Below are 25132 nucleotides of genomic sequence, written 5' to 3'. Positions count from 1 at the left end.
GGAGGTGCCTTGAGCGCAGTACGGAGCCTTCGCAAGCTCGGCCGTGCGGCCCTCCTGGGGCCCTCGCCCCGCCACGCCCTCCCGCACGCCATCGAGCACCTCGCCAAGGCCCACCGCGCCCACCACCCCGGCGCCGATCTCGACATCCTGCGCCGCGCGTACGTCCTGGCGGAGTCCTCGCACCGGGGCCAGACGCGCAAGAGCGGCGAGCCGTACATCACCCACCCGCTCGCCGTCACCCTGATCCTGGCCGAACTCGGCGCCGAGACCACCACCCTGACCGCCTCCCTGCTGCACGACACCGTGGAGGACACCGAGGTGACGCTGGAGCAGGTGCGCGAGGAGTTCGGCGAGGAGGTGAGCTACCTCGTCGACGGCGTCACCAAACTGGAGAAGGTGGACTACGGCGCCGCCGCCGAGCCGGAGACCTTCCGCAAGATGCTGGTCGCCACCGGCAGCGACGTCCGGGTCATGTCGATCAAGCTCGCCGACCGGCTGCACAACATGCGCACCCTCGGCGTGATGCGGCCCGAGAAGCAGGCCCGCATCGCCAAGGTCACCCGTGACGTGCTGATCCCGCTGGCCGAGCGGCTGGGGGTGCAGGCGCTCAAGACCGAGCTGGAGGACCTGGTCTTCGCCATCCTCCACCCCGAGGAGTACACCCGCACCCGGGAGCTGATCCGCGCGCACAACGCGGAACCCGACCCGCTCGACGGGATCGCCGAGGCCGTGCGGGGCGTGCTGCGCGAGGCGGGCATCGCCGCCGAGGTCCACATCCGGCCGCGGCACTTCCTCTCCGTCCACCGGGCCCTGGCCAAGCGCGGCGGGCTGGGGCCCTGCGACTTCGGGCGGCTGCTGATCCTGGTCGCGGAGAACGCGGACTGCTACGCGGTCCTGGGCGAGCTGCACACCTGCTTCACCCCGCTGATGTCGGAGTTCAAGGACTTCATCGCGGTCCCCAAGTTCAACCTCTACCAGTCGCTGCACACCGCCGTCGCCGACCCGGCCGGACGGGTGGCCGAGGTCCTGGTCCGCACCCGCCGGATGCACCGGGTCGCCGAGGCCGGGGTGATCGCGCTCGGCGACCCGCACCACGCCCCCGGCGCCGACCGGGACGGGGCGGGGGCGGCCGCCGGGGACGCCGAGCGCGTCGACCCCACCCGCCCCGGCTGGCTGGAGCGGCTGCTGGAGTGGCAGAGCCACGCCCCCGACCCGGACACCTTCTGGGACGAGCTGCGCGACGACCTCGCCCAGGACCGCGAGATCACCGTCTTCTGCACCGACCCGGGCAGCACCACCCCCGTGGCCACCCTCCATCTGCCCGCCGGGGCCACCTGTGTGGACGCCGCCTACGCCCGCTACGGGGCGGCCGGGCACGCCCTGGTCGGGGCCCGGGTGGACGGCCGGCTGACCGCGCTGGGCACCGTGCTGCGCGACGGCGACGCGATCCAGCTGCTGATGGCCCCCGCGGGCACCTCCGGACCCTCCCCCCAGTGGCTGGAGTACGCCCGTACGCCCACCGCGCGGATCGCCATCCGCACCTGGATCGACTCCAGGCCGGAGGAGGACGGGCGGGCGGACCGCGCGGACGGGACGGGCCGGCCGTCCCCGGTGCCCGGTGCCCGGACGGCGGGCCGGGACGTGTGCCGGGGCGGGGACGGCGCCGTGTCCGGCACGCGGGATCGGCACCGCGAGCGGCCGGCGGCCGTCGCCGCGCCGGGCGGGGCGCCCGTACGGCTGGCCCGCTGTTGCACCCCCGTGCCGCCCGACGACGTGGTGGGTTTCGCGGTACGCGGCGGCGCGGTGACCGCGCACCGGGAGAACTGCCCCACCGTCGCCCGGATGACCGCGGGCGGGCGCACGACAGTGCCCGTGCGCTGGCAGGCCTCCGGCGCGGGCTGCCGGGTGACGCTGTACGCGGAGTCGCTGAGCCGCCCGCATCTGCTCGCCGACCTCACCGAGGCCATCGCCGGCGAGGGCGTCGCCGTGGTCTCGGCCGCCGTCGAGCCTCCGCGGGAGCAGCGGGTGCGGCACAAGTACACCCTCGAACTGCCCGAGGCCGGCGACCTGCCCCGGCTGATGCGCGCCATGCGGGAGGTGCCCGGCGTCTACGACGTGGTACGGGCCACCCGCGGCCGGCGCCCGTCCCGGGGCGGGGAAGCGCCGTCCAAATGAGGTGACGGCCCGGCCGGGCCGTGTCACCATCATGGAGCCGGACACGCTCCGGAGCCGATCGCTCCGGGGCCGGCGGCCGGGCCTCGCCCGAGGCTCCCGGGAATGCCCCGGAGGCGCCGCGCGTTGTCGCCGGTGTCCCCGCTTCCACGACCGTAAGGACGCAATTGACCTCCTCTTCCTCCCTTCCGCAGAACGGCCAGCGCACCGCCGAGTCGTACCGCCGAGCCGACGCCCTGATGGAGGAGGACGTCGCCTGGACTCCCGGGACCGACGGCGAGCGTGACGGCGACCAGTACGACCGCGCCGAACGCGCCGCCCTCCGCCGGGTCGCGGGGCTGTCCACCGAGCTCCAGGACATCACCGAGGTCGAGTACCGGCAGCTGCGGCTGGAGCGCGTGGTGCTCGTGGGCGTGTGGACCTCCGGCACGGCACAGGACGCCGAGAACTCCCTCGCGGAGCTCGCCGCCCTGGCCGAGACCGCGGGCGCGGTCGTCCTCGACGGGGTGATCCAGCGCCGCGACAAGCCCGACCCGGCCACCTACATCGGCTCCGGCAAGGCGCAGGAACTGCGCGACATCGTGCTGGAGACGGCGGCCGACACCGTCGTGTGCGACGGTGAGCTCAGCCCCGGCCAGCTGATCCACCTGGAGGACGTCGTCAAGGTCAAGGTGGTGGACCGCACCGCCCTGATCCTCGACATCTTCGCCCAGCACGCCAAGTCCCGGGAGGGCAAGGCGCAGGTCGCGCTCGCCCAGATGCAGTACATGCTGCCCAGGCTGCGCGGCTGGGGCCAGTCGCTGTCCCGGCAGATGGGCGGTGGCGGCTCCGGTTCCTCGGGGGGCGGCATGGCCACCCGAGGCCCCGGTGAGACCAAGATCGAGACGGACCGGCGGCGGATCCGCGAGAAGATGGCGAAGATGCGCCGGGAGATCGCGGACATGAAGACCGGCCGCGAGATCAAACGGCAGGAGCGGCGCCGCAACAAGGTGCCCTCGGTGGCCATCGCCGGATACACCAACGCCGGGAAGTCCTCCCTGCTCAACCGGCTCACGGGCGCGGGCGTCCTGGTGGAGAACGCGCTGTTCGCCACCCTCGACCCGACGGTGCGCCGCGCCGAGACGCCCGGTGGGCGCGCGTACACCCTGGCGGACACCGTCGGCTTCGTACGGCACCTGCCGCACCATCTCGTCGAGGCGTTCCGCTCCACCATGGAGGAGGTCGGTGACGCCGACCTGATCCTCCATGTGGTCGACGGCTCGCACCCGGCGCCGGAGGAGCAGCTGGCCGCCGTGCGCGAGGTGATCCGGGACGTGGGCGCGACCGACGTGCCCGAGATCGTGGTGGTCAACAAGGCGGACGCGGCCGATCCGCTGGTCCTGGCCCGGCTGCTGCGCGCCGAGAAGGGCGCCGTCGCGGTCTCGGCCCGCACCGGCCGGGGCATCGGCGAGCTGCTGGAGCTGATCGACGAGAAGCTGCCGCGCCCGGGCGTGGAGCTGGCGGCACTGGTGCCCTACACCCGCGGCGACCTGGTCTCCCGGGCGCACGCCGAGGGCGAGGTGCTCTCCGAGGAGCACACCGGGGGCGGCACCCTGCTGAAGGCCCGGGTCCACGCGGAGCTGGCGGCCGAGCTCGGCGCGTACGTCACGGCCCAGGCCCGCGGCTGAACCACGGCCCGCTCCGGAAGGCGCGCGTCCCGTCCGGGGCGCGCGCCTTCCGCCGTACCGGCCCCGGCCGGGCACCGTTGGTACGATCCCCCTCCGGCCCCCTCGGGGGCGGACGGCCGTCCGCGGAGGAGGCAGCGGAGGAGTCATGGGGGGCGGGGACACGCACGGGGGCGGTGGGGCGGCCGTCGGCTCGGGCTTACAGCGGGCGCAGGCGTTCCTGGGGCTGGCCACCCTGCTCTACCGGGCCAGCCATCTCGCGGTGGGCGTCGCCGCCGTCGCCCAGCACCACGACCACCGGCCCGCCGCATGGGCGCTGCTGGTCACCGCGGTGTCCACCAGCGTGCTCGTGCACGGCACCGCGTACTCCCGCGGCCGGTTCGTCCCGTGGACCGTCGCCCTCGACGTGCTCCTCACGGGCTGCGCCCTGCCCTTCGCGGCGTACGCCTGGGCGGGCGCCCGGGAGGCACCGTCGATCGCCTGGACCATGGTGCTCGGCGGCTCGGCGAGCGCGGTGGCCGCGGTGGCCCTCCGCCGCTGGACGGCCGTCGGCGCGGTCCTGCTCATCGCCCTCACCCACGCCACCGGCTACCGGATGGTCGGCGCCGAAATGGCCGTGACCGGCGGCCACCTCAACGCGGTGGTGTTCTCGGCGGTCATCGCCCGGATCCTGTGGTGGTACCTCCGCCGGCAGGGCAGGATGCTGGACGCCGCCACCGAACAGGCGGTACTGGCCGAGGCGCAGCGCGCCCGGTACGCCGAGCGGATCGCCCACTACCGGGCCCTCCACGACACGGTGCTGGCCACCCTGACGACCATCGCCCACGGCACCGTCGACGCCAACTCCCCCGAGGTGCGCCGCCGCTGCGCCCGGGAGGCCGCCTACCTGCGCCGGCTGGTCCAGCAGAGCCCCGGCGACCCGGCGGCCCCGCGGCCCGAGGTGGGCACCGCCCTGGAGTGCGCCGTGCGCGACGCCGAGGAACTGGGTCTGCGCGTCACCGCCCAGTACCACGATCTGCCCGCCGTGCCGCCCGATGTCGCGGCAGCCTTCGGCGACGCCGTCCGGGAGGCGCTCAACAACGTCCTGCGGCACTCCGGTACCGGCCGGGCCTATCTCACCGCCGCCGGCGACGACGGCCATCTGCTGGTGACCGTCGTGGACCGGGGTGCCGGGTTCGACCCGGCCGCGACCGCCGGGGGGGCCGGGCTGGGGCTGCGCGGTTCCATACACGCCCGGATACGCGGTACCGGCGGGGCGGCCGAGGTCGACAGCGAGCCCGGCGAGGGCACCCGCGTCGAACTGCGCTGGCCCGGGTGACCGGGTGACCGGGCGGCCGGGGTGACGGAGACGGCGGAGAAGGCGGAGCCGATCGGCGTGGCGGTGGTCGACGACGACCGGATGCTCCTGGAGGGCCTGCGCTCCTGGCTGGCCGGTACCCCGCGGCTGAGTCTGGTGGCGACGGCGGCCACGGTCGGCGACCTGCTCGCGGCGCGGAGCGGGCCGGACGCGCGGCCGCCCGCCGATGTCGTCCTCCTCGACCTGCTGCTCAAGGACGGCTCGGATCCCGCCGACAACATCCGCCGGCTGCGGGAGACCGGCAGCCGGGTACTGATCATCAGCACCGTGGCCGACCGTCCCCGTGTCATCGCCGCCGTCCGGGCCGGCGCCGACGGCTACCTCACCAAGGACAACGAGCTGGAGACCCTCGTAGAGGCCGTCGAGACGGTGGCCGCGGGCGGCACCGCGCACTCCCCGGAACTCGCCTTCGCCTGGGCCCACGACACGGGACCGGACCGCCCCCGGCTGTCCCCGAAGGAACTCGAGGTGCTGCGCGGCTACGCCTCCGGGCTCACCCTCAAGGCCACGGCCCGGCGCGTGGGCGTCAGCCCGCACACCGCCAAGTACTACCTGGACCGGGTCAAGGACAAGTACCGGCGGGCGGGACGCCCCGCCTACACCAAGACCGACCTCGCCTCGCGGCTGCGCGAGGACGGTATCGGTCCCGCCGGGGACTGACGGTCCGCCACCGGCCGCGGCCGTTCCAGGGTGCCCGGAGGGCACCGTCCGGCCCGGCCGCCGCTCCGGGCAGGAGGCGCACGTCCCCCCGCGCAGCCCGTCGCGCTGTTCCGCCTGCACGGCCCCGACGAACCGACGACCGGGCCGGCGGCATCCGGCGGCGGGCCGACGAGCCACATCAGCCGCCGCGACGCGGTCAACCTGCGCCGGTACGGAACATGTCCCGGGCCGCGTCGCCGTCGACCGGCCGGGGCAGTCCGGGCCACGGCCGGGTGCCGTACGAGCCGGGCCGGCCGGGACCGGCCACCGGGGCCGGTGCCCTGGACATCCGGCTGCTGCCCTGCCTACCCGCACCCGGGCGCCGGCTCCGGGCAGCCGGCCGGGGCGGTGGCCGCGCTCCCCGCGGTCCGGCCGATCAGGATGCCGAGCTGCAGGCGCGAGGAGACCCCGAAGCGCGCGGACACGGCCGCCACATGGCGGCGTACGGTGCGCGGGGTGACGCCGACCCGGCGGGCGACGCTCTCGTCGGTGAGGCCCTGTGCGAGCCCGGCGATCACGGCGGCCTCGGTCGGGGACTCGGCTATCGCCCGGTTCGCCGCGGCGGCGGTGTCCGGGGCGCAGGGACGGGCGCGGGGCCACCAGTCGTCCAGGAACCGGGCCGCGACCTCCGCCGCGGCGCCGGAGCGGTGGTCGGCGAGCAGGAAACCGGTGTCCTCCGTCAGCCGGACGGCCACGGCCAGCGCCTCCCGGTCGCCGACCGCGATACGGACGGGAAGCAGTTCCGCGGTCCGGGTCTCGGTGTCCCGCCCGGCCGGTGCGGCGGTGCCGGACGCCGTCCGGGGGGCGACGATCACCCGGTGCCGTACGGTGCGCGGGGCGGTCGTCCCGCCGGAGCGGGACGGCTCGGGCCGCACCTCGAGCAGTTCGAGGCGGGCGGTCGCGGCCAGCGCGGTGAAGACCTCGTCGATGTGCTCCGCGGAGGCGGGGACCATGCCACCTCCTCTGGCGGCGGCGGCCGTCCCCAGCGCGCGTGTCACCCCGGAGAACTGGGTGACGGCCGACTGGTGACGGCCGGGGAACTCGTCCGGCGCGTGGCCGGGAGTCCGCGGACTTCCCAGGGTGCAGACGCAGGCGGCACGCGTGGGGCTGCCCATGGAGTGATCCCCCCTCATGTGGTCCATCCGGCACGCCCACAGGCTTCTGGTCAGGTCCCTGCGGCTCTGGCGGCCGAAGTGCGCATGGTTTGTTCCGGTTGTTGCCGAATTCCGGGAGTGGGTGAGGTTTATCCTTGCGCGGGTCATGTGAATGCTCGCGGGGTGCCCGGTGGGTGTCAAGGAAGGTGGGGAGGCCGGGGCACCCCCCTCTTCAGGGGGGTTGACACGGGGTGTGCGCGGGATGCCGGACCCGGCCCGGGTGATGGATCTCCCGGTGGGGCCGTGCCGGGACGGTGCGTACCCTGGTCCCGTCCGCGCGGGGGGCCGGGGCACTGCCCGCCGGGCGGCACGGGCGGCGGACGACCTGGGAAACCTGGGAAACCTGGGAAAGCCGGGGAAAGCCAGGGAAGCTGCCGCGCACACGATTCGTTGTAGGGTGTGGAAACCGCACTTGACCTGCGAGAAAGCAGGCAGGGAGCCAATATCCGGGAGGGCCCTCGTGCTCCGTACCATGTTCAAGTCGAAGATCCACCGTGCCACGGTCACCGAGGCGGACCTCCACTACGTGGGGTCCGTCACGGTCGACGCGGACCTCATGGAGGCCGCCGACCTGCTGCCCGGGGAACTGGTGCACATCGTCGACATCACCAACGGCGCCCGCCTGGAGACCTATGTCATCGAGGGGAAGCGCGGCTCCGGGGTGATAGGGATCAACGGCGCCGCCGCGCACCTCGTCCACCCCGGCGACCTGGTCATCCTCATCAGCTACGCGCAGCTGGAGGACGCCGAGGCCCGGGCCTTCCGGCCCCGGGTCGTCCACGTCGACGCGGACAACCGCATCGTGGACCTGGGCGGCGACCCGTCCGAGCCGGTGCCCGGCGGCGACACCCGGCGCAGTCCGATGGCGCTGGTCTGACCGGCCTCCCGCGGCCTTTCCCGCCTCGGCCGGCCGTACGCGGACGGTGCGGGCCCCGTCACTCCCGGACGAGGGAGGTGGCGGGGCCCGCGCAGTGCCGTTCGGCGGTGTCAGGCGGCGTCCGGCCCGTGGCCCCGGCCGTCAGCTCCGGCCCGCGGGCCTCTCGCTGACCGCCTCGTGGACGGCCCTGGCCTCGTCCCCGAGCCGCGGACCGGCCAGCCAGGTGTGGTCGAGGGTGCCGATGGAGGTGACCGAGACCAGCACGGGCTCGCCGGAGGACGTCCGGGCGAACCAGCCGCCGCCGGATGAACCGCCGGTCATGGTGCAGCCGATGCGGTACATCGTGGACTCCGCGGGACCGATGGTCAGCCGTCCCGGCCGGTCCTCGCAGGTGTGCATGGTGAGCCCGTCGAAGGGCGGCGCGGCGGGGTAGCCGTACGCCCGCAGCGCGGGGAGGGAGGCCGTGGAGGGAGTCTCGAAGTCGACCGGCAGGGCGGTGCCGACGGTCTCCTCCAGCGACCTGCCGCCGCCCTTCTCGGGCTCCACCCGCAGCACGGCGAAGTCCTGTGAGGCGCCCGCCCCGCCCGTCTCGGCGCCGCCGGCGATCCAGTGGTCGGTGGTCTGGCTCCAGGTGGCCCAGTACACGCCGTGCGGCGCGACCTCGCGCTGGGACGCCTTCTCCAGCCCGGCGAGATCCAGGGCCCCGTCGTTGTACGCGGGCACGAAGACGATGTTGCGGAACCAGCCGCCGTCCTTCCCGGCGTGGACGCAGTGGCCGGCGGTGGCGACGAGATTGGACTTCCCGGGGCTGCGGGGGTCCCGCACGACGGTGCCGGAGCAGACCATGGGGCCCTTGGGGGTGTCCATGAACACCTTGCCCACGGCCGGGGCTTTCTCCCGGTACGGCGCCGCCACCGGCTCGGCCGCCACCGGCTGCGGCTCCGGGTCGGTGACGCCCTCGTCGCCCTCGCCGCCGCCGCCGCTGCCGCCGTCGCCGATGCCGGAGTCGTCGACCCGGCGGTCGTTCTCCTCGGCGTCCTTCATCCGGTCCGGGTCCCACAGGCCCTCGATGATCGGATTGACGAAGTCCTTGGCCTCCCGGACCCAGCGGTCCCTGTCCCAGTCCCGCCACTCCCCGTTCTTCCACTTCTCGGGGTCGAAGTCCTTCAGGGCGTCGGGCAGCCTCTCCGGCAGCCGCAGGCCGTCGACGCCGGGAACCTCGACGCCGGGAACCTCGGTGCCGCCCTCGTCCGGCGCGGAGGCGCCGGGCCGGGCGCCGGCCTCCTCGTCCGCCGGACCGCACGCGGTGGCGGCGGTGGCCAGGACCGCGGCCACCGCGGCGGCGGCCAGTGCGGACCGCCTTCTGCTCACAGCTGACATGGACGCGAATCCCCCCGAAAAGCGCTTGTGCGTATTGGTTTGTCATGATCCCGCAGAGCGGGACGGGCCCCACTATGCCGGTGCTGCTGTGGACGGCGGCCGCCGGGTCCCCGGTTCCGGTTCCATGACGGCGCGGGGATCTCGCGCCGGAACCGTGATCAGGCAGGAGCGGCGTCGTTGGTACGGGCAGAGCCGCGGCGCCCCGCGCCGCGCCGCGGGGAACCGGACGACCACGCACCGGTGCGGTGCCTTCACCCCAGGGAGACTTCCTTGAACGCATGCCCCGGCCCGGACGGGAGGACGACGGGGGAGACACGGGAACGGCCCGCGGTTCCCGGCCCGCCCGTCCCCCGGCAGCAGCAGCGCGGCGACGGGCCGGCCGTACCGCCGCCGGGGGACGGGACAGGCACGGCGGCACCCGGGCCAGCCGTACCGCCGCACCCGGCCGCCGACGACCCGCTGGAGCACCCCGACCCGGTGCGGGCCGCCGACGCCGCGGCCCGCGAGAACCTGCTGCGCTGCTGGGTGCGCGAGAACGGGCTGCCGCGGCCGGGCGGTCCCGGCTGGTCGGGCCGGTCCGGCGGGTCCGGCGGGACGGTCCTCCGTATCGCCCTGGCCTCCTGCGGTCTGGTGCTGCGGGTGCCGGTGAGGCACTGGTCCGCCACCGGATGGCACCGCTTCGGCGCGCCCGTCCTGGAGGGCGCCATGCCCCCCGGCGTCTCCCGTACGGTCCCCCTCGACGCCGTGACGCTGGCCGCCCTGCTGGCACGGGAGGCCGCGCACCGCGGCGCCGTGGCGCCGGGCACCGCGGTGGCGGGCACCGTGGAACTGGTCGGCCGGGTCGCCGACTCGCTGCGGCACACCGCCGTCTTCCTCGCCGACCGCCGGGCCCGGCCCGAGCCACCGCCCGGCACGGACCCGTTCCTGGAGGGCGAGCAGTCCCTGCTCCTGGGCCACCCCCTGCACCCGGTGCCCAAGAGCCGCGAGGGACTCTCCGACGCCGAGACGCGGGCCTGGTCCCCGGAGCTGCGCGGCTCCTTCCCGCTGCACTGGATGGCAGTCGACCGCCGGATCCTGGCCGCCGACTCCGCCTGGACCGAGCGCGGCCGGACCGTACCCGCCGAACTGCTCGCCGGCCGGCTGGCCGGCGGCGGAGGGCAGGGGCCGCGGCGGCCGGAGGGCACCGTCCCGCTGCCGCTGCATCCCTGGCAGGCCCGCGAGCTGCGGCACCGCCCCGCCGTCGCCGCGCTGCTGGAGGCGGGGCTGCTGCACGAGCTGGGGGCCCACGGCGGGCGGTGGTACCCGACCTCGTCCGTGCGCACCGTCCACCGGCCCGGCACCCCCGCCATGCTGAAGCTGTCACTGGGGCTGCGGATCACCAACTCCCGCCGGGAGAACCTCCGCAAGGAGCTGCACCGGGGCGTCGAGGCGCACCGGCTGCTCCGCACCGGCCTGGGCGAGCGCTGGCGCGCCGCCTTTCCCGGCCGGTACGGGTTCGACGTCGTGCGCGATCCCGCCTGGCTGGCCGTCGACGACGAACGGGGGGAGCCCGTCGGCGGACTGGACGTCGTCATCCGCCACAATCCGTTCACCTCCGGCGGCGTCCCCGGGGAGGCGGTGTGCCTGGCCGGGCTCGTCTCACCGCGGCCGTGGCCCGGCGCGCCGGACGGCGCGCTGCGCTCCCGGCTCGCCGACGCCGTCGTCTCCCTCGCGGCCCGCACCGGGCGGCCGGTCGCCACCATCGCCGCCGAGTGGTTCCTGCGCTACCTCCACACCGTGGTGCGTCCCGTGCTGTGGCTGGACGCCGAGGCGGGCGTGGCCCTGGAGGCCCACCAGCAGAACACCGTGGTCCTGCTGGACGGCGACGGCTGGCCGGCGGGCGGGCGCTACCGCGACAACCAGGGCTACTACTTCCGGGCCTCCCGCCGCGAGGAGCTGCGGCGGCGGCTGCCGGGCGCCGGGGAGGCCGGCGACACCTTCGTCGCCGACGAGGTCGTGGACGAGCGCTTCGCCTACTACCTGGGCGTCAACAACGTGCTGGGGCTGATCGGCGCGTTCGGCTCCCAGCACCTGGCCGACGAGCGGACGCTGCTCGCGGCGCTGCGCCACTTCCTCGCCGCGGCCGACCGCCCCGCCGGCGGCGGCCGCCGGTCGCCGCTGCCCGCCCTGCTGCTGGACTCGCCGACCCTGCGGTGCAAGGCCAACCTCCTCACCCGGCTGCACGGCCTGGACGAACTGGTCGGCCCGGTGGACACCCAGTCCGTCTACGTGACCGTCGCCAACCCCCTGGTGAGGCCCTGATGCGGGCCGGGCGCACCGCCGTGGCCACCGGCCGCCCGGCCCCCGGCACGCCGCCGCGCGCGGTCCCGCCGGCCGCCCCGGCGGTCCCCCCGGCGCGGCCGGGTCCGCTCGGCGACATCGCCGGATGGCGGCCGGCCCGTACGACCGCCGGGGTCTTCCGGCTGGTCCCCGTCCGGCCCGACCGCGATCTGCGGCTGATCACGGGCTGGATGAACGACCCCGCCGTGGCGGCCTTCTGGGGGCTGGCCGGTCCCGGCGCGGCCGTCGCCGCCCATCTGCGCGCCCAGCTGGGCGGGGACGGCCGCAGCGTGCCCTGCCTGGGGGTGCTCTCCGGCGTCCCCATGAGCTACTGGGAGATCTACCGGGCCGACCTGGACCCGCTGGCCCGGTACTGCGCGGTGCGCCCGCACGACACCGGTCTGCATCTGCTGATCGGCGGTGCGGCGGACCGGGGGCGCGGCCTGGGCACCGTCCTGCTGCGCGCGGTGGCGGACCTGGTCCTGGCGCACCGGCCGCGGTGCGAGCGCGTCGTGGCCGAGCCCGACCTGCGCAACGTCCGGTCCGTCGCGGCCTTCCTCGGGGCCGGCTTCCGGCCGGCCGCCGAGGTGGAACTGCCGGGCAAGCGCGCCGCCCTGATGGTCCGGGACCGGAGTCCGCGCGACGTCCCGCGGACCGCCCGGTGAGCCGTGCCGCGGACCGTGGCGCAGCCGGCCCCGGGACATCCCGCCTTACGGCCCGCCGGCCGGCCCGCGGTCCCGTCCGGGTGCGCCGGGCGATACGGGACACGGCTGTCGGCGCCGCCGCGTAAGGTGGCAGCCCTATGACCAAGCTCGCCCTCACCGATCTCCTCCATGCCGCCGTCACCGCCGTCGGCGGCACGGAGCGCCCCGGCCAGGTCGCCATGGCCGAGGCCGTGGCCGAGGCCATCGACGACAACACCCACCTGCTGGTCCAGGCGGGCACCGGCACCGGCAAGTCGCTGGGCTATCTGGTGCCCGCCCTGGCGCACGGCGAGCGCACCGTGATCGCGACCGCGACGCTCGCCCTGCAGCGGCAGCTGGTCGAGCGGGATCTGCCGCGCACGGTCGACGCCCTGCATCCGCTGCTGCGCCGCCGTCCCGAGTTCGCCATGCTCAAGGGCCGCTCCAACTACCTGTGCCTGCACCGCCTCCACGAGGGGGTGCCGCAGGACGACGAGGACGGCCTGTTCGATCCCTTCGAGGCCGCCGCGCCCACCAGCCGGCTGGGCAAGGACCTGCTGCGGCTGCGGGACTGGGCGGACGAGACCGACACCGGCGACCGCGACGGCCTCACCCCGGGCGTCTCCGACCGCGCCTGGGCACAGGTCTCGGTCTCCTCCCGGGAGTGCCTGGGGGCCACCCGGTGCGCCTACGGCGCCGAGTGCTTCGCGGAGGCGGCCCGGGAGCGGGCCAAGCTCGCCGAGGTGATCGTCACCAACCACGCGCTGCTGGCCATCGACGCCATCGAGGGCGCGCCGGTGCTTCCCGGGCACGAGGTACTGATCGTCGACGAGGCGCACGAACTGGTCTCCCGGGTCACCGGGGTGGCCACCGGCGAGCTGACCGCGGGCGGGGTGAGCCGCGCGGTGCGCCGGGCGGCCAAGCTGGTCGACGAGAAGGACGCCGACCGCCTCCAGACCGCGTCGGAGGGTTTCGAGCGGCTGATGGAGCTGGCCCTGCCGGGGCGCCTGGAGGAGATCCCCGAGGACCTGGGGTACGCCCTGGCGGCACTGCGTGACGCGGCCCGGGCTGTGATCACCGCGCTGGGCAACACCCGCGACCGGTCCGTCCAGGACGAGGACGCGGTCCGCAAGCAGGCCCTGGCGTCCGTGGAGAGCGTCCACCAGGTCGCGGAGCGCATCCTGGCGGGCTCGGAGTTCGACGTCGTCTGGTACGAGCGCCACGACCGCTACGGTGCCTCGCTGCGGGTCGCCCCGCTGGCGGTCTCCGGGCTGCTGCGGGAGAAGCTGTTCGAGGACCGGGCGGTGGTCCTGACCTCCGCCACCCTCAAGCTCGGAGGGGACTTCGACGGGGTGGGCGCCTCGCTGGGGCTGACCTCGGAGGGGCGCCTCGCGGCCGGGGATTCCGCCGCCGGGGGGACCGGGGGAGAGAGCGGCCGGGAGGAGAGCGGGGACGCCGGTGCCACCGAGGACACCGGCGGCACCGGTGACACCGTTCCCCGCTGGCGGGGGCTGGACGTCGGGTCGCCCTTCGACTACCGCAGGCAGGGCATCCTCTATGTCGCCCAGCATCTCGCCCCGCCCGGCCGGGAGGGCAGCCGCGGCGACATGCTGGAGGAACTGGGCGAGCTGGTCCAGGCCGCGGGCGGGCGCACCCTGGGACTGTTCTCCTCGATGCGGGCCGCGCAGGCCGCCGCCGAGGAACTGCGCGGGACGCTGGAGGTGCCGATCCTGCTGCAGGGCGAGGAGACGCTGGGCGAGCTGATCCGCCGGTTCGCCGCGGACGCCCGGACCTGCCTGTTCGGGACGCTGTCGCTGTGGCAGGGGGTGGACGTACCCGGGCCGAACTGCCAGCTGGTGGTGATGGACCGCATCCCGTTCCCGCGTCCCGACGACCCGCTGATGAGTGCCCGGCAGAAGGCGGTGGAGGAGGCGGGCGGCAACGGCTTCATGGCGGTCGCGGCCACCCACGCGGCGCTGCTGATGGCACAGGGGGCGGGCCGGCTGGTGCGGGCGACGGGGGACCGGGGTGTGGTGGCGGTGCTGGATCCGCGGCTGGCCCGGGCACGGTACGGAAGCTTTCTGCGGGCCTCGATGCCCGACTTCTGGTACACCACCGACCGCAACCAGGTGCGCCGCTCGCTGGCCGCCATCGACGCCGCCGCCGGGACGGCGTGACGGGGCGGCATGACGGGGCGGCGGGGTGACGCCGCCGGGGCTGAGCGATGAAGGCGGGCGGCGGCTTTCCTGCCGGGGGTGACGCGGCGCGCGGTGGGACGCCCTGCGCGGACACGGATGGGCCCCGGGACCGGCGAGTGGTCCCGGGGCACGTCCTTCCGGCAGTCTCAGACGCGCCGCAGCACCGCGACGACCTTGCCCAGGATGGTGGCCTCGTCACCGGGGATCGGCTGGTAGGCGGAGTTGTGGGGGAGCAGCCACACATGCCCGTCCTCGCGCTTGAAGCGCTTGACGGTCGCCTCGCCGTCGAGCATGGCCGCGACGATGTCGCCGTTCTCCGCGACCGGCTGGCGGCGCACCGTCACCCAGTCGCCGTCGCAGATCGCCGCCTCGACCATCGAGTCGCCGACCACCTTGAGCACGAACAGCTCGCCGTCCCCGACGAGCTGACGGGGCAGCGGGAAGACGTCCTCGACGGACTCCTCGGCCAGGATCGGGCCGCCGGCCGCGATCCGGCCCACCAGGGGGACGTAGGAGGCGGCGGGCTTGCCGGTGGTGTCGGTGGTCTGGCTGGTGGGCGCGTCCGAGGCGCGCACCTCGTACGCGCGCGGCCGGTGCGGGTCGCGCCGCAGGAAGCCCTTGCGCTCCAGCGCCATCAGCTGGTGGGCGACGGAGGAGGTGGAGGACAGACCGACGGCCTGCCCGATCTCCCGCATCGACGGCGGGTAGCCGCGGCGCTGCACCGAGTCGCGGATGACCTCGATGACCCGGCGCTGCCGTTCTGTCAGGCCGGAGCTGTCGGCGCGGATTCCCGGTGGACGGCCGGGCAGCGCCCGGCCGGGCTTGGGCGTCTCCGAATCGTCCGCCGCGCCGGGCCGGCCCGGCGCGGCGTTTGCTCCGTGCACATGATCGGCTCGGTCCCGTGCGGCGATGGTGGCGCCCTCTGCTGCGGTGGTCACGTCGGCCCCTCTCGAGCGGTTCTCCCTAGCTGGACAACGGTAGGTGCTTTCGAAAGGTTGCGCCAAACACACGTTCGAGTGAAATTTCGCAGATTAGCTGACGTGACCAATGGGGCGGGTGTATGAGCCGGAAGCTGCCGTCGATCACTACGGTACCCTCTCGTACGTTTGCCGCCCCGGGGATTCCGGAGCGTGCGGCGTGTCCGTCGGTCAGACCCCAGATGTAGTGGTTAGATAGTCGCCAGTCACCCAGAAGTTGTGGTCCACCGGGTCTGGCAGACCGGGGCATCACCTATGCTGGTGGCCGCTTCGAGGGCCTTGCGAGGGGCACTCGAAAGCTTGTCCATGCTGCGTTCGTGGCGGTCGTGCCGTTCATGGTGCCTGTGGTGTCAGTGACGGCCGTGACGTTCGTGGTGCTCACAACGCGCCAGCGAGGGTGAAGGAGGGTGGGAACGATGCACTGCCCCTTCTGCCGGCACCCCGACAGCCGCGTCGTCGACAGCCGGACCACCGACGACGGCACCGCCATCCGCCGGCGCCGCCAGTGCCAGCACTGCTCCCGGCGCTTCACCACGGTGGAGAACGCGTCACTGATGGTGATCAAGAGGAGCGGCGTCACCGAGCCCTTCAGCCGGGACAAGGTGATCGCCGGGGTGCGCAAGGCGTGCCAGGGGCGCCCGGTCACCGAGGACGCGCTGGCCCAGCTGGGGCAGCGCGTCGAGGAGGCGGTGCGCGCCACCGGGAGCGCCGAGCTGTCCACGCACGATGTCGGTCTGGCCATACTCGGACCGCTGCGTGAACTGGACCTGGTGGCCTATCTGCGCTTCGCGTCGGTCTACCAGGCGTTCGACTCGCTGGAGGACTTCGAGGCCGCGATCGCCGAACTGCGCCGGACGAGGTCCGGGGAGCGCGGGGACGGACCCCCGGACGGAGCGGTGAGAGGCCCGTGCTGTGCCGGAAACGGCCGGGACACGGGGGAAACCGGGGACTTGGGAGACGGCAGCGGCGACGGGGGCGACGGAGGCCCCGTCGCCGGGCCCGTCCCGTCGGCCGCCAGGGACTGAGCGGCCCCACACGGACTGCCGGGCCGCCGGGGAGACCGGCGCGCTCCGGCCATCGATACGGAACACCGCACCCGGGATGGTCCGGGTGCGCCAGGGCGTTATGCCTGTGTACAGGGAGGCGGGAATGACAGAGACGACGAGCGAGCCGGCGCGAGGCTCCAGGTCCAGGGGGAGCAAGGCCGGCAAGGGGCTGCGGATCGAGCGCATCCACACCACCGCGGGGGTGCACCCGTACGACGAGGTGGTCTGGGAGCGCCGTGACGTCGTCATGACCAACTGGCGTGACGGCTCGGTCAACTTCGAGCAGCGCGGCGTGGAGTTCCCCGACTTCTGGTCGGTGAACGCCGCCAACATCGTCACCAGCAAGTACTTCCGCGGCGCCCTGGGCACACCCCAGCGCGAGACCAGCCTGAGGCAGCTGATCGACCGGGTGGTGAAGACCTACCGCGCCGCGGGGGAGAAGCACGGCTACTTCGCCTCCCCGGCCGACGCCGAGATCTTCGAGCACGAGCTGGCCTACGCCGTGCTGCACCAGGTGTTCTCGTTCAACTCCCCGGTGTGGTTCAACGTCGGCACCGCCCAGCCCCAGCAGGTCTCGGCCTGCTTCATCCTCTCCGTCGACGACTCCATGGAGTCGATCCTCGACTGGTACAAGGAAGAGGGGATGATCTTCAAGGGTGGCTCCGGCGCGGGTCTGAACCTCTCGCGCATCCGCTCCTCCAAGGAACTGCTCTCCTCCGGCGGCAACGCCTCCGGTCCGGTCTCCTTCATGCGGGGCGCCGACGCCTCCGCCGGGACGATCAAGTCCGGCGGCGCCACCCGCCGCGCGGCCAAGATGGTCGTCCTGGACGTGGACCACCCCGACGTCGAGGCGTTCATCGAGACCAAGGTCAAGGAGGAGGAGAAGATCCGCGCCCTGCGCGACGCGGGCTTCGACATGGACCTGGGCGGCGACGACATCACCTCCGTCCAGTACCAGAACGCCAACAACTCCGTGCGCGTCAACGACGCCTTCATGAAGGCCGTGGAGAAGGGCGCGAAGTTCGGTCTGCGCGCCCGGATGACCGGTGAGACCATCGAGGAGGTCGAGGCCAGGGCGCTGTTCCGGAAGATGGCCGAGGCCGCCTGGGTCTGCGCCGACCCCGGCATCCAGTACGACGACACCATCAACCACTGGCACACCTCGCCGGAGAGCGGCCGCATCACCGCCTCCAACCCCTGCAGCGAGTACATGCACCTGGACAACTCCTCGTGCAACCTGGCCTCGCTGAACCTGATGAAGTTCCTGCACGACGACGGCAAGGGCAACCAGGCCTTCGACGCCGTGCGCTTCGCAGCAGTCGTCGAGCTGGTCATCACGGCGATGGACATCTCCATCTGCTTCGCCGACTTCCCCACCCAGAAGATCGGCGAGACCACCCGCGCCTTCCGCCAGCTCGGCATCGGCTACGCCAACCTCGGCGCCCTGCTGATGGCCACCGGGCACGCCTACGACTCCGACGGCGGCCGCGCGCTGGCCGGTGCGGTCACCTCCCTGATGACCGGCACCTCCTACCGCCGCTCGGCCGAACTGGCCGCCGTCGTCGGCCCGTACGAGGGCTACGCCCGCAACGCCGACGCCCACCAGCGGGTGATGCGCCAGCACGCCGACGCCAACGCCGACGCCAAGCGCGTGGACGACCTGGACACCCCGGTGTGGACCGCGGCCACCGAGGCCTGGCAGGACGTGCTGCGGCTGGGCAGGAAGAACGGCTTCCGCAACGCCCAGGCGTCCGTCCTCGCCCCCACCGGCACCATCGGTCTGATGATGGACTGCGACACCACCGGCATCGAGCCCGACCTGGCCCTGGTCAAGTTCAAGAAGCTGGTCGGCGGCGGCTCCATGCAGATCGTCAACAACACCGTCCCCAAGGCGCTCAAGCGCCTGGGCTACCAGCCCGAGCAGGTCGAGGCGATCGTCGAGCACATCGCCGAGCACGGCAACGTCGTGGACGCCCCGGGGCTGAGGCCGGAGCACTACGAGGTCTTCGACTGCGCCATGGGTGAGCGCTCCATCTCCCCGATGGGACATGTGCGGATGATGGCCGCCGCCCAGCCGTTCCTGTCCGGTGCCATCTCCAAGACCGTCAACATGCCGGAGTCGGCCACCGTCGAGGAAGTCGAGGAGATCTACTTCCAGGGCTGGAAACTCGGCCTGAAGGCGCTGGCGATCTACCGCGACAACTGCAAGGTCGGCCAGCCGCTGTCCGCCAAGAAGAAGGGGGACAGGGACACCGCCAAGGGCGCCGGGGAGCAGGGCGCCGAGGCGGAGAAGGTCGTCGAGTACCGCCCGGTGCGCAAGCGGCTGCCCAAGGGCCGCCCCGGCATCACCACCTCCTTCACCGTCGGTGGCGCCGAGGGCTACATGACCGCCAACTCCTACCCGGACGACGGCCTGGGCGAGGTCTTCCTGAAGATGTCCAAGCAGGGCTCGACCCTCGCGGGCATGATGGACGCCTTCTCCATCGCCGTCTCGGTGGGGCTGCAGTACGGTGTGCCGCTGGAGACGTACGTCGCCAAGTTCACCAACATGCGCTTCGAGCCGGCCGGCATGACGGACGACCCGGACGTGCGGATGGCCCAGTCGATCGTCGACTACATCTTCCGCCGGCTGGCACTGGACTTCCTGCCCTTCGAGACCCGCTCGGCGCTGGGCATCCACTCCGCCGAGGAGCGCCAGCGCCACCTGGAGACCGGCTCCTACGAGCAGACCGACGACGAGCTGGACGTCGAGGGACTGGCCCAGTCGGCGCCGCGGCAGACGAGCCTCCCCCAGCCGGCCGGGACCGCCGGCGCCGAGCCGCAGGCTCCGGTCCCGGCTCCGAAGGAGGCCCACAGCTCCACCGAGCTGGTGGAGATGCAGCTCGGCCTCAACGCCGACGCCCCGCTGTGCTTCTCCTGCGGCACCAAGATGCGCCGCGCGGGCAGCTGCTACCTGTGCGAGGGCTGCGGCTCGACCAGCGGCTGCAGCTGACGGCGCCGGTGGACGGAAGGAGGGTGCCGGCCGACGGGCCGGCACCCTCCGGTGCGTCAGGCACCCCGTCCGCCCCTTTCCCGGGGCGGACGGGGCCTCGTCACGTCAGGAGGGAGCGCCCATCGTCCGTGCGAAGGAGTCCGGATCGGTGTCGAACCCGCGGACGTCCTCACGGAAGTCCCAGACGCCCGAGGCATTCCGGGTGAACTCCGCGACGGTCGCGGCCGTCGCCCCGGAGACGGCGGAGAAGTCGTGTCCGGCCAGCTCGGTGTATCCCTCGCAGATCCGGATCCGGGTGTTCCGCACATCGCCGAACGTCAGCGCTCCGCCGCCCTGCTGGACGGCCACGCCCACCACCACCCGGGAGTACGAGGACGCCATCCGGTTGAGCTCCAGGACCATCACCTCGTCGTCGCCGAAGCCCAGGCCGGTCCTGCTGTCCCGGTTGAGGGTGATGGTGCCGTCGGGCGAGCGCCGGTCGAAGTGCACGAGGTACACCGGGGCGCCGTACGGGGCGTCCGCGGGGTAGACCCCGGCGATGATGTCGAGGTCGTGCGGCGGCGTGCCGGAGGGACCGGGGTCCCATCTGAGCGCCACCTCGATCTTCTCGACCCCCTTGTTGAGACTGCCCACCAGGCTCCCCTTCCTTGGTACCGAGCTGTCGCGGCACCTGTCCGCACCCGGCCGCGGACAGGAGTCGAGCCACCGGCGGAACGCGGCCGGACATCCCGCCGCGCCTCCAACTGCCAGGAGCTTCAAGCCGTTTGTCCATGGTGCCATGCGCGGCGGACCGGGCCGGGCGGAAGTCGCCGGTCCGCGTCGGTGGGCGGGCCCGCCGCCCGTGCCGCAAGCCGTGCGATCAGCGATCGATATGGCCGTACGATGGCGCGGTGTTGGTCAAGTGGATGCGGTGCACGGTGGTCGACCGACGCGGCTTCGAGCGGGGGCAGCGGAAGTGGGCGGGGCTGCTCGGCGAGCCCGGCTTCCGCGCGCAGGGCGGCGGCTGGGGCCGTTCCCGGCCGGGTGCGGTGGCGCATCTCTTCGGTTTCTGGGAGAGCCGTGCCTTCTACGACTCGTTCATGGCGCGCTCCCACGACCGGCTGGCGGCGGCGCAGAGCGGTACGTACAAGGACGCCCAGGTCCGCCTCTTCGAGTACCGCTTCGACGTGAAGGTGGGGTTCCAGCCCCGGTTCACGGACGCCGACCTGCTGCGCGTCGCCCACTGCAGGGTGCGCCCGGAGCGCGTCGAGCACTACACCCTGATGCAGGAGAAGGTGTGGAACCCGGCGATGGCCGGATCCCCCGGCATGCTGCGGGGAGTCTTCGCCCAGGCGCACAGCGAGGACGAGTTCATGGTGCTGTCGATGTGGGACTCGGCCGCGGAGCACGGCAAGTACCGTGCGGAGCGGATCGAGCGGCTGGCGCTGCGTGCCCAGCTCGGAGCCGACGTCACGGCGGTCACCGGGGACGTGATCGACCTGGAGCCGGCGTGGACCGTCTGACCGTCCGGTCCCCGGGGAGCGGACACGGGGGCCGGACGGCGGGTCCGGCCGGGGCGCTTCCCACCGGATTGGGCCACTCGCGAGGGAAGCGCATAGGCTGGGGCGCATGGCACGACCCCGGCGTATCGTCCTGGTCCGGCACGGTGAGTCGGAGGGGAACCACGACGACTCGGTCTACGAACGTCTTCCCGACCATGCCCTGGGCCTGACCGAACGGGGGATCCGGCAGGCCGAGGAGGCGGGCGAGCGGCTGCGGAAGATCTTCGGCGACGAGCGGGTCTCGGCCTACGTCTCGCCGTACCGCCGCACCCACCAGACCTTCCGGGCCCTGCGCCTGGACCCGACACGGGTACGGGTGCGCGAGGAGCCCCGGCTGCGCGAGCAGGACTGGGGGAACTGGCAGGACCGGGAGGACGTGCGGCGGCAGAAGGCGTCGCGTGACGCGTACGGGCACTTCTTCTACCGTTTCGCGCAGGGCGAGTCCGGCGCGGACGTCTACGACCGGGTCGGGGCCTTCCTGGAGAGTCTGTGGCGCAGCTTCGACCTGCCCGACCACCCGCCGAACGTGCTGCTGGTGACCCACGGGCTGACCATGCGGCTGTTCTGCATGCGGTGGCTGCACTGGACGGTCGCGGAGTTCGAGTCGCTGTCCAACCCGGGCAACGGGGAGATCCGGATGCTGTTGCTGGGGCCGGACGGGCGCTACCACCTGGACCGGCCCTTCGAGCGCTGGACCACACCCGAGTCGTACGGAGGGCCGTACGTGGGGGAGTCCATGGAGGGGCGCGGACTGTCCGGCTTCTACGAGCGGCCCGGCCGGAGCCGGTCCCGGTGAAGGGGCTCCGGCCGGTGGCCTTGGCCCCTCCGCCGGCGGCCGGAGCGGGAGGGTACGGGCCGGCGCCGTGCGCCGAGCCGGCCGGGGTCGCCCCTCCCGCTCCGTGGTTCTCCTGTCCGCGTGGTCTCCCCGCGTTCAGACAGCCGGTCCCCCCGTGCCCGCCGTCCCGCTGAGGGCCTCCAGATCACTCCTGCGGACCCGTATCACCACCAGGGCGGTGAGCAGGGCCAGCCCGACCAGCGCGGCCGCCGCCATGAAGGCGCTGGACATGCCCTGGGTCAGCACCGCGTCGCCCCAGCGGCCGGGCAGTTCCTGGGCGCGGGCGAACTCCGCCTGCTGCTCCGGCGAGGCGCCGGCCATGAAGTCGGGTATCTGCTTCTCGGCCTCGTCGCGGCTCGCGGTGCCGAAGACGGTCATCAGGATGGCCAGGCCGAGCGAACCGCCCACCTGCTGTGTGGCGTTGAGCAGGCCGGAGGCCGCACCCGCCTCGTGCTGGGCGATCCCGGAGACCGCGGTGAGGGTCAGGGTCACGAAGTTCAGCCCCATGCCGAAGCCGAAGAACAGCATCGGTACCAGAACGCCGTCCAGGTAGCTGCTGTGCTGGTCGGTGAACGTCAGCCACACCATGCCGACACCGGCGAGGAAGGAGCCGGTCACCACGAACGGCTTGGGACCGAGCACCGGCAGCAGCCGCTGTGACAGCCCGGCCCCGACCACGATGGCGACGGTGACCGGCAGGAAGGCCAGGCCCGCGTCGATCGGTGAGTAGTTCAGCACGTCCTGGACGAACAGCACGATGAAGAAGAACATCCCGAACATCGCCGCGGCGAGGCTCAGCATGATCAGGTACGTCCCCGAGCGGTTCCGGTCGGTGAACATCCGCAGGGGGGTGATCGGGTCGGAGACCTTCGACTCGTTCAGCACGAACGCCGCCAGCAGGACGAGGGCCGCGCCGAAGGCGCCGAGGGTGATCTCGTCGCGCCAGCCCTTCTCGGCCGCCCTGATGAAGCCGTACACCAGGGAGGCCATGCCGGCGGTGGAGGTCAGCGCACCGGTGAGGTCGAAGCGACCCGGATGGCGCGGCGACTTCGAGATGTACACGGGCGCCAGCACCGCGATCAGGATGCCGATGGGAACGTTGACGAACATCACCCACCGCCAGCTCAGCCACTCGGTGAGCATGCCGCCCATCAGCAGGCCGATGGCACCGCCGCCCGCGGAGACGGCTGCGAACACCCCGAAAGCGCGGTTGCGCTCGGGCCCCTCCGGAAAGGTGGTGGCGACGAGGGCGAGAGAGGTCGGCGAGGCGATCGCGCCGCCCACTCCCTGCAGGGCGCGTGCCAGGAGCAGCTGCCAGGGTTCCTGCGCCAGCCCGCCCAGCAGGGAGGCCAGGACGAACAGCAGGACACCGGCGATGAAGACGCGGCGCCGTCCGAGGATGTCGCCGGCCCGGCCGCCGAGCAGCAGCAGACCGCCGAAGGTCAGGGTGTAGGACGTGACCACCCAGGAGAGACCTGTGGTGGAGAAGCCGAGCGCTTCCCTGACGTGAGGGAGCGCGATGTTCACGATGGTGGAGTCGAGGACCACCATGAGCTGGCAGGCGGCGATCACGAACAGCGCGATTCCGCGCCGTCTCCGCTGCTCTGATACTTGCTTTTCCTGTTGATCGGTGACCAACTGAGAGGTTGCCACGGGTGATTCCCCCAAGAATAAATAGTGAACGCGGCCGTTCACTGGGTATCACCCTAGTAAGACCCTCTCAGTGAACGCAAGCGTTCACTGAGAGGGTGTGGCGGTCGTCCACCGGCCGGCGGTCCGGTGGACGGTGAGCGGCTATCGAGAATCAACGGAGAGACGGACATGGCCACTTCGCGCAACACGGACACGGACACGGGCACGGGCGCACCGGGCGCACGCCGCCGCGGTCCCGAGCTGGAGCGCGCGATCCTCGACGCGGCTCTCGAACAGCTGGGCAGCGTCGGATGGACGAGCCTGACGATGGAGGGGGTGGCCACCCGGGCCCGTACCGGCAAGGCTGCCGTCTACCGCCGCTGGTCCTCGAAGGGTGATCTGGTGGCCGACGCGCTGCGGGCCACCCTGCCGGATCCGGAGGGACCGCCGGACTGCGGCAGCCTGCGTGAGGACTTGATCGAGCTGGGCGTACGGCTGCTGCGGGCGATGTACTCCCCGGGCGGCTGCGCACTGCGGGCCCTCATCGACGAGTGCGACCGGTCGGAGGCCGAGCGTTTCATAGGGATCATCCTCGGCCGGGCGGTGGAGCCGGGAAAGCGGATGATCGGCGAGGTGGTGCGACGCGGCATCGTGCGCGGTGAGGTCCGGCCCGACGCCGAGGAGGGCGAGTGCCTCGTCGCGGACGTGATGCCGGCTCTGATGCTGTACCGCCACAAGGTGACCGGTGCCCCGGTGGCGGAGTCGGACATCACCGAGATCGTCGATCGGGTGATGATGCCGCTGCTCGGCCCGCGCACCGGCTGAGGGGCGGGCGGGATCCGTCCTCCGTCCGGCGCGTACCCTCCCCGCGGGACGCGCGCCGCCGGGAGGGGCGTAACCTGGCTGGCGCCATGCCGTACGAGCCTCCCACCCACCGCGTCGAACGTTCCCTGCGGGCCCTCACCGGGGCCAAGGTCGTCGCCGGGGTCGACGAGGTCGGCCGCGGGGCCTGGGCCGGGCCCGTCACCGTCTGTGCGGCGGTCACCGGTCTGCGGCGACCGCCCGAGGGGCTCACGGACTCCAAGCTCATCAGTCCCGGTCGCCGGACCGAACTGGCCGGGGTGCTGACCGGCTGGGTCACCGCTCATGCCCTGGGCCACGCCTCCCCCGGGGAGATCGACGAACTGGGCATGACGGCCGCGCTCCGGCTCGCCGCCGTGCGCGCGCTGGAGGCGCTGCCGGTCCGCCCCGACGCCGTCATCCTCGACGGCAGCCATGACTACCTGGGGTCGCCCTGGCGGGTCCGCACGGTGGTCAAGGGCGATCGGTCCTGTGTCGCCGTGGCGGCCGCCTCCGTGATCGCCAAGGTGCGCCGCGACGCCCTCATGGCACGGCTGGGCGACGAGTGCGCGGCCTTCGCCTTCGACCGCAACGCCGGCTATCCCTCGCCCGTCCACCGTGCCGCCCTGGCGGAACTGGGGCCCACCCCGCACCACCGGCTGTCGTGGTCGTACCTGGACGCACTGCCGCGCTGGCGGCATCTGAAACGGACACGTATGGAACGAACCGAGCAGACCGGTCTCTTCTGAGCCGGGGTGCGGCCGTT

The 25132-nt window shown here is 73.3% G+C and carries 19 protein-coding genes; 14 read left to right on the top strand and 5 right to left on the bottom strand.

All coding sequences use genetic code 11. The features are described 5' to 3' along the window. Positions 1-9: 9 nt before the first annotated feature. The 4 genes from CUT44_RS00375 to CUT44_RS00360 all read left to right on the top strand — a co-directional run bounded on the left by CUT44_RS00375 (position 10) and on the right by CUT44_RS00360 (position 5853). Positions 10-2175 carry a RelA/SpoT family protein gene (locus tag CUT44_RS00375; RefSeq protein WP_100200055.1) on the top strand — a complete coding sequence of 722 codons (2166 nt, stop codon included), beginning with the start codon at positions 10-12 and terminating at the stop codon, positions 2173-2175. 164 nt (positions 2176-2339) lie between these two features. Further along, positions 2340-3839, top strand: coding sequence for a GTPase HflX (gene hflX / locus CUT44_RS00370; RefSeq protein WP_100200054.1), 1500 nt, complete (start codon positions 2340-2342; stop codon positions 3837-3839). 145 nt (positions 3840-3984) lie between these two features. Next, on the top strand, positions 3985-5154 hold the full coding sequence (locus CUT44_RS00365; protein WP_100200053.1) for a sensor histidine kinase: 1170 nt from the start codon (positions 3985-3987) through the stop codon (positions 5152-5154). A 21-nt stretch (positions 5155-5175) separates the two neighbouring features. Continuing rightward, a complete protein-coding gene (locus CUT44_RS00360) occupies positions 5176-5853 on the top strand; it encodes a response regulator (protein ID WP_233221033.1) in 678 nt (225 codons plus the stop codon). Positions 5854-6197: 344 nt separating this feature from the next. Here CUT44_RS00360 and CUT44_RS00355 read toward each other — a convergent pair whose 3' ends face one another. Further along, positions 6198-7007, bottom strand: a complete 810-nt coding sequence (locus CUT44_RS00355) for a helix-turn-helix transcriptional regulator (RefSeq protein ID WP_158239544.1) — start codon at positions 7005-7007, stop codon at positions 6198-6200. Positions 7008-7506: 499 nt separating this feature from the next. On the opposite strand from CUT44_RS00355, the gene panD reads away from it, so the two are divergent. Further along, a complete protein-coding gene (gene panD, locus CUT44_RS00350; protein WP_100200051.1) occupies positions 7507-7923 on the top strand; it encodes an aspartate 1-decarboxylase in 417 nt (138 codons plus the stop codon). A 141-nt stretch (positions 7924-8064) separates the two neighbouring features. Here panD and CUT44_RS32920 read toward each other — a convergent pair whose 3' ends face one another. Further along, positions 8065-9303: a trypsin-like serine peptidase gene (locus CUT44_RS32920; protein ID WP_158239543.1), complete on the bottom strand. Its 1239-nt coding sequence runs from the start codon at positions 9301-9303 to the stop codon at positions 8065-8067. Between the two features lie 270 nt (positions 9304-9573). On the opposite strand from CUT44_RS32920, the gene CUT44_RS33705 reads away from it, so the two are divergent. The 3 genes from CUT44_RS33705 to CUT44_RS00325 all read left to right on the top strand — a co-directional run bounded on the left by CUT44_RS33705 (position 9574) and on the right by CUT44_RS00325 (position 14482). After that, positions 9574-11604: an IucA/IucC family protein gene (locus tag CUT44_RS33705; protein ID WP_100200050.1), complete on the top strand. Its 2031-nt coding sequence runs from the start codon at positions 9574-9576 to the stop codon at positions 11602-11604. Further along, positions 11604-12287, top strand: a complete 684-nt coding sequence (locus CUT44_RS33700; RefSeq protein WP_100200049.1) for a GNAT family N-acetyltransferase — start codon at positions 11604-11606, stop codon at positions 12285-12287. Before CUT44_RS33705 ends, CUT44_RS33700 begins: the two co-directional genes overlap by 1 nt. Positions 12288-12424: 137 nt before the next feature. Further along, on the top strand, positions 12425-14482 hold the full coding sequence (locus CUT44_RS00325) for an ATP-dependent DNA helicase (protein ID WP_100200048.1): 2058 nt from the start codon (positions 12425-12427) through the stop codon (positions 14480-14482). Positions 14483-14649: 167 nt separating this feature from the next. Here the strand turns inward: CUT44_RS00325 and lexA are convergent, their stop codons facing one another. Next, positions 14650-15387 (bottom strand): transcriptional repressor LexA, encoded by a 738-nt coding sequence (lexA, locus tag CUT44_RS00320; RefSeq protein WP_408646690.1) that lies wholly within the window; start codon positions 15385-15387, stop codon positions 14650-14652. 509 nt (positions 15388-15896) lie between these two features. Between lexA and nrdR the strand changes: the two genes are divergently transcribed. Further along, positions 15897-16505 (top strand): transcriptional regulator NrdR, encoded by a 609-nt coding sequence (nrdR, locus tag CUT44_RS00315; RefSeq protein ID WP_100200046.1) that lies wholly within the window; start codon positions 15897-15899, stop codon positions 16503-16505. A 124-nt stretch (positions 16506-16629) separates the two neighbouring features. Then, complete coding sequence (locus tag CUT44_RS00310; RefSeq protein WP_100200045.1) at positions 16630-19518, top strand: vitamin B12-dependent ribonucleotide reductase; 2889 nt, start codon at positions 16630-16632, stop codon at positions 19516-19518. Positions 19519-19623: 105 nt separating this feature from the next. On the opposite strand, the gene CUT44_RS00305 is transcribed toward CUT44_RS00310, so the two are convergent. After that, the gene (locus CUT44_RS00305) at positions 19624-20151 is read right to left on the bottom strand and encodes a TerD family protein (protein ID WP_100200044.1); all 528 of its coding nucleotides are present in this window, start codon (positions 20149-20151) and stop codon (positions 19624-19626) included. A gap of 257 nt (positions 20152-20408) precedes the next feature. On the opposite strand from CUT44_RS00305, the gene CUT44_RS00300 reads away from it, so the two are divergent. Together CUT44_RS00300 and CUT44_RS00295 are read left to right on the top strand one after the other, a co-directional pair. Further along, positions 20409-21020 carry a YdbC family protein gene (locus CUT44_RS00300; RefSeq protein WP_100200043.1) on the top strand — a complete coding sequence of 204 codons (612 nt, stop codon included), beginning with the start codon at positions 20409-20411 and terminating at the stop codon, positions 21018-21020. Between the two features lie 106 nt (positions 21021-21126). Beyond that, positions 21127-21855 carry a histidine phosphatase family protein gene (locus CUT44_RS00295; RefSeq protein WP_100200042.1) on the top strand — a complete coding sequence of 243 codons (729 nt, stop codon included), beginning with the start codon at positions 21127-21129 and terminating at the stop codon, positions 21853-21855. Between the two features lie 135 nt (positions 21856-21990). Here CUT44_RS00295 and CUT44_RS00290 read toward each other — a convergent pair whose 3' ends face one another. After that, positions 21991-23547, bottom strand: a complete 1557-nt coding sequence (locus CUT44_RS00290) for an MFS transporter (protein ID WP_100200041.1) — start codon at positions 23545-23547, stop codon at positions 21991-21993. 168 nt (positions 23548-23715) lie between these two features. Between CUT44_RS00290 and CUT44_RS00285 the strand changes: the two genes are divergently transcribed. Then, on the top strand, positions 23716-24351 hold the full coding sequence (locus CUT44_RS00285; protein ID WP_100200040.1) for a TetR/AcrR family transcriptional regulator: 636 nt from the start codon (positions 23716-23718) through the stop codon (positions 24349-24351). Positions 24352-24437: 86 nt separating this feature from the next. Then, on the top strand, positions 24438-25115 hold the full coding sequence (locus CUT44_RS00280; protein WP_100200039.1) for a ribonuclease HII: 678 nt from the start codon (positions 24438-24440) through the stop codon (positions 25113-25115). The last annotated feature ends 17 nt before the right edge of the window (positions 25116-25132 follow it).

The sequence above is a fragment of the Streptomyces carminius genome (assembly GCF_002794255.1).
In the GTDB taxonomy this organism is placed as follows: domain Bacteria; phylum Actinomycetota; class Actinomycetes; order Streptomycetales; family Streptomycetaceae; genus Streptomyces; species Streptomyces carminius.
This window is presented reverse-complemented; position numbering and strand designations above follow the sequence as displayed.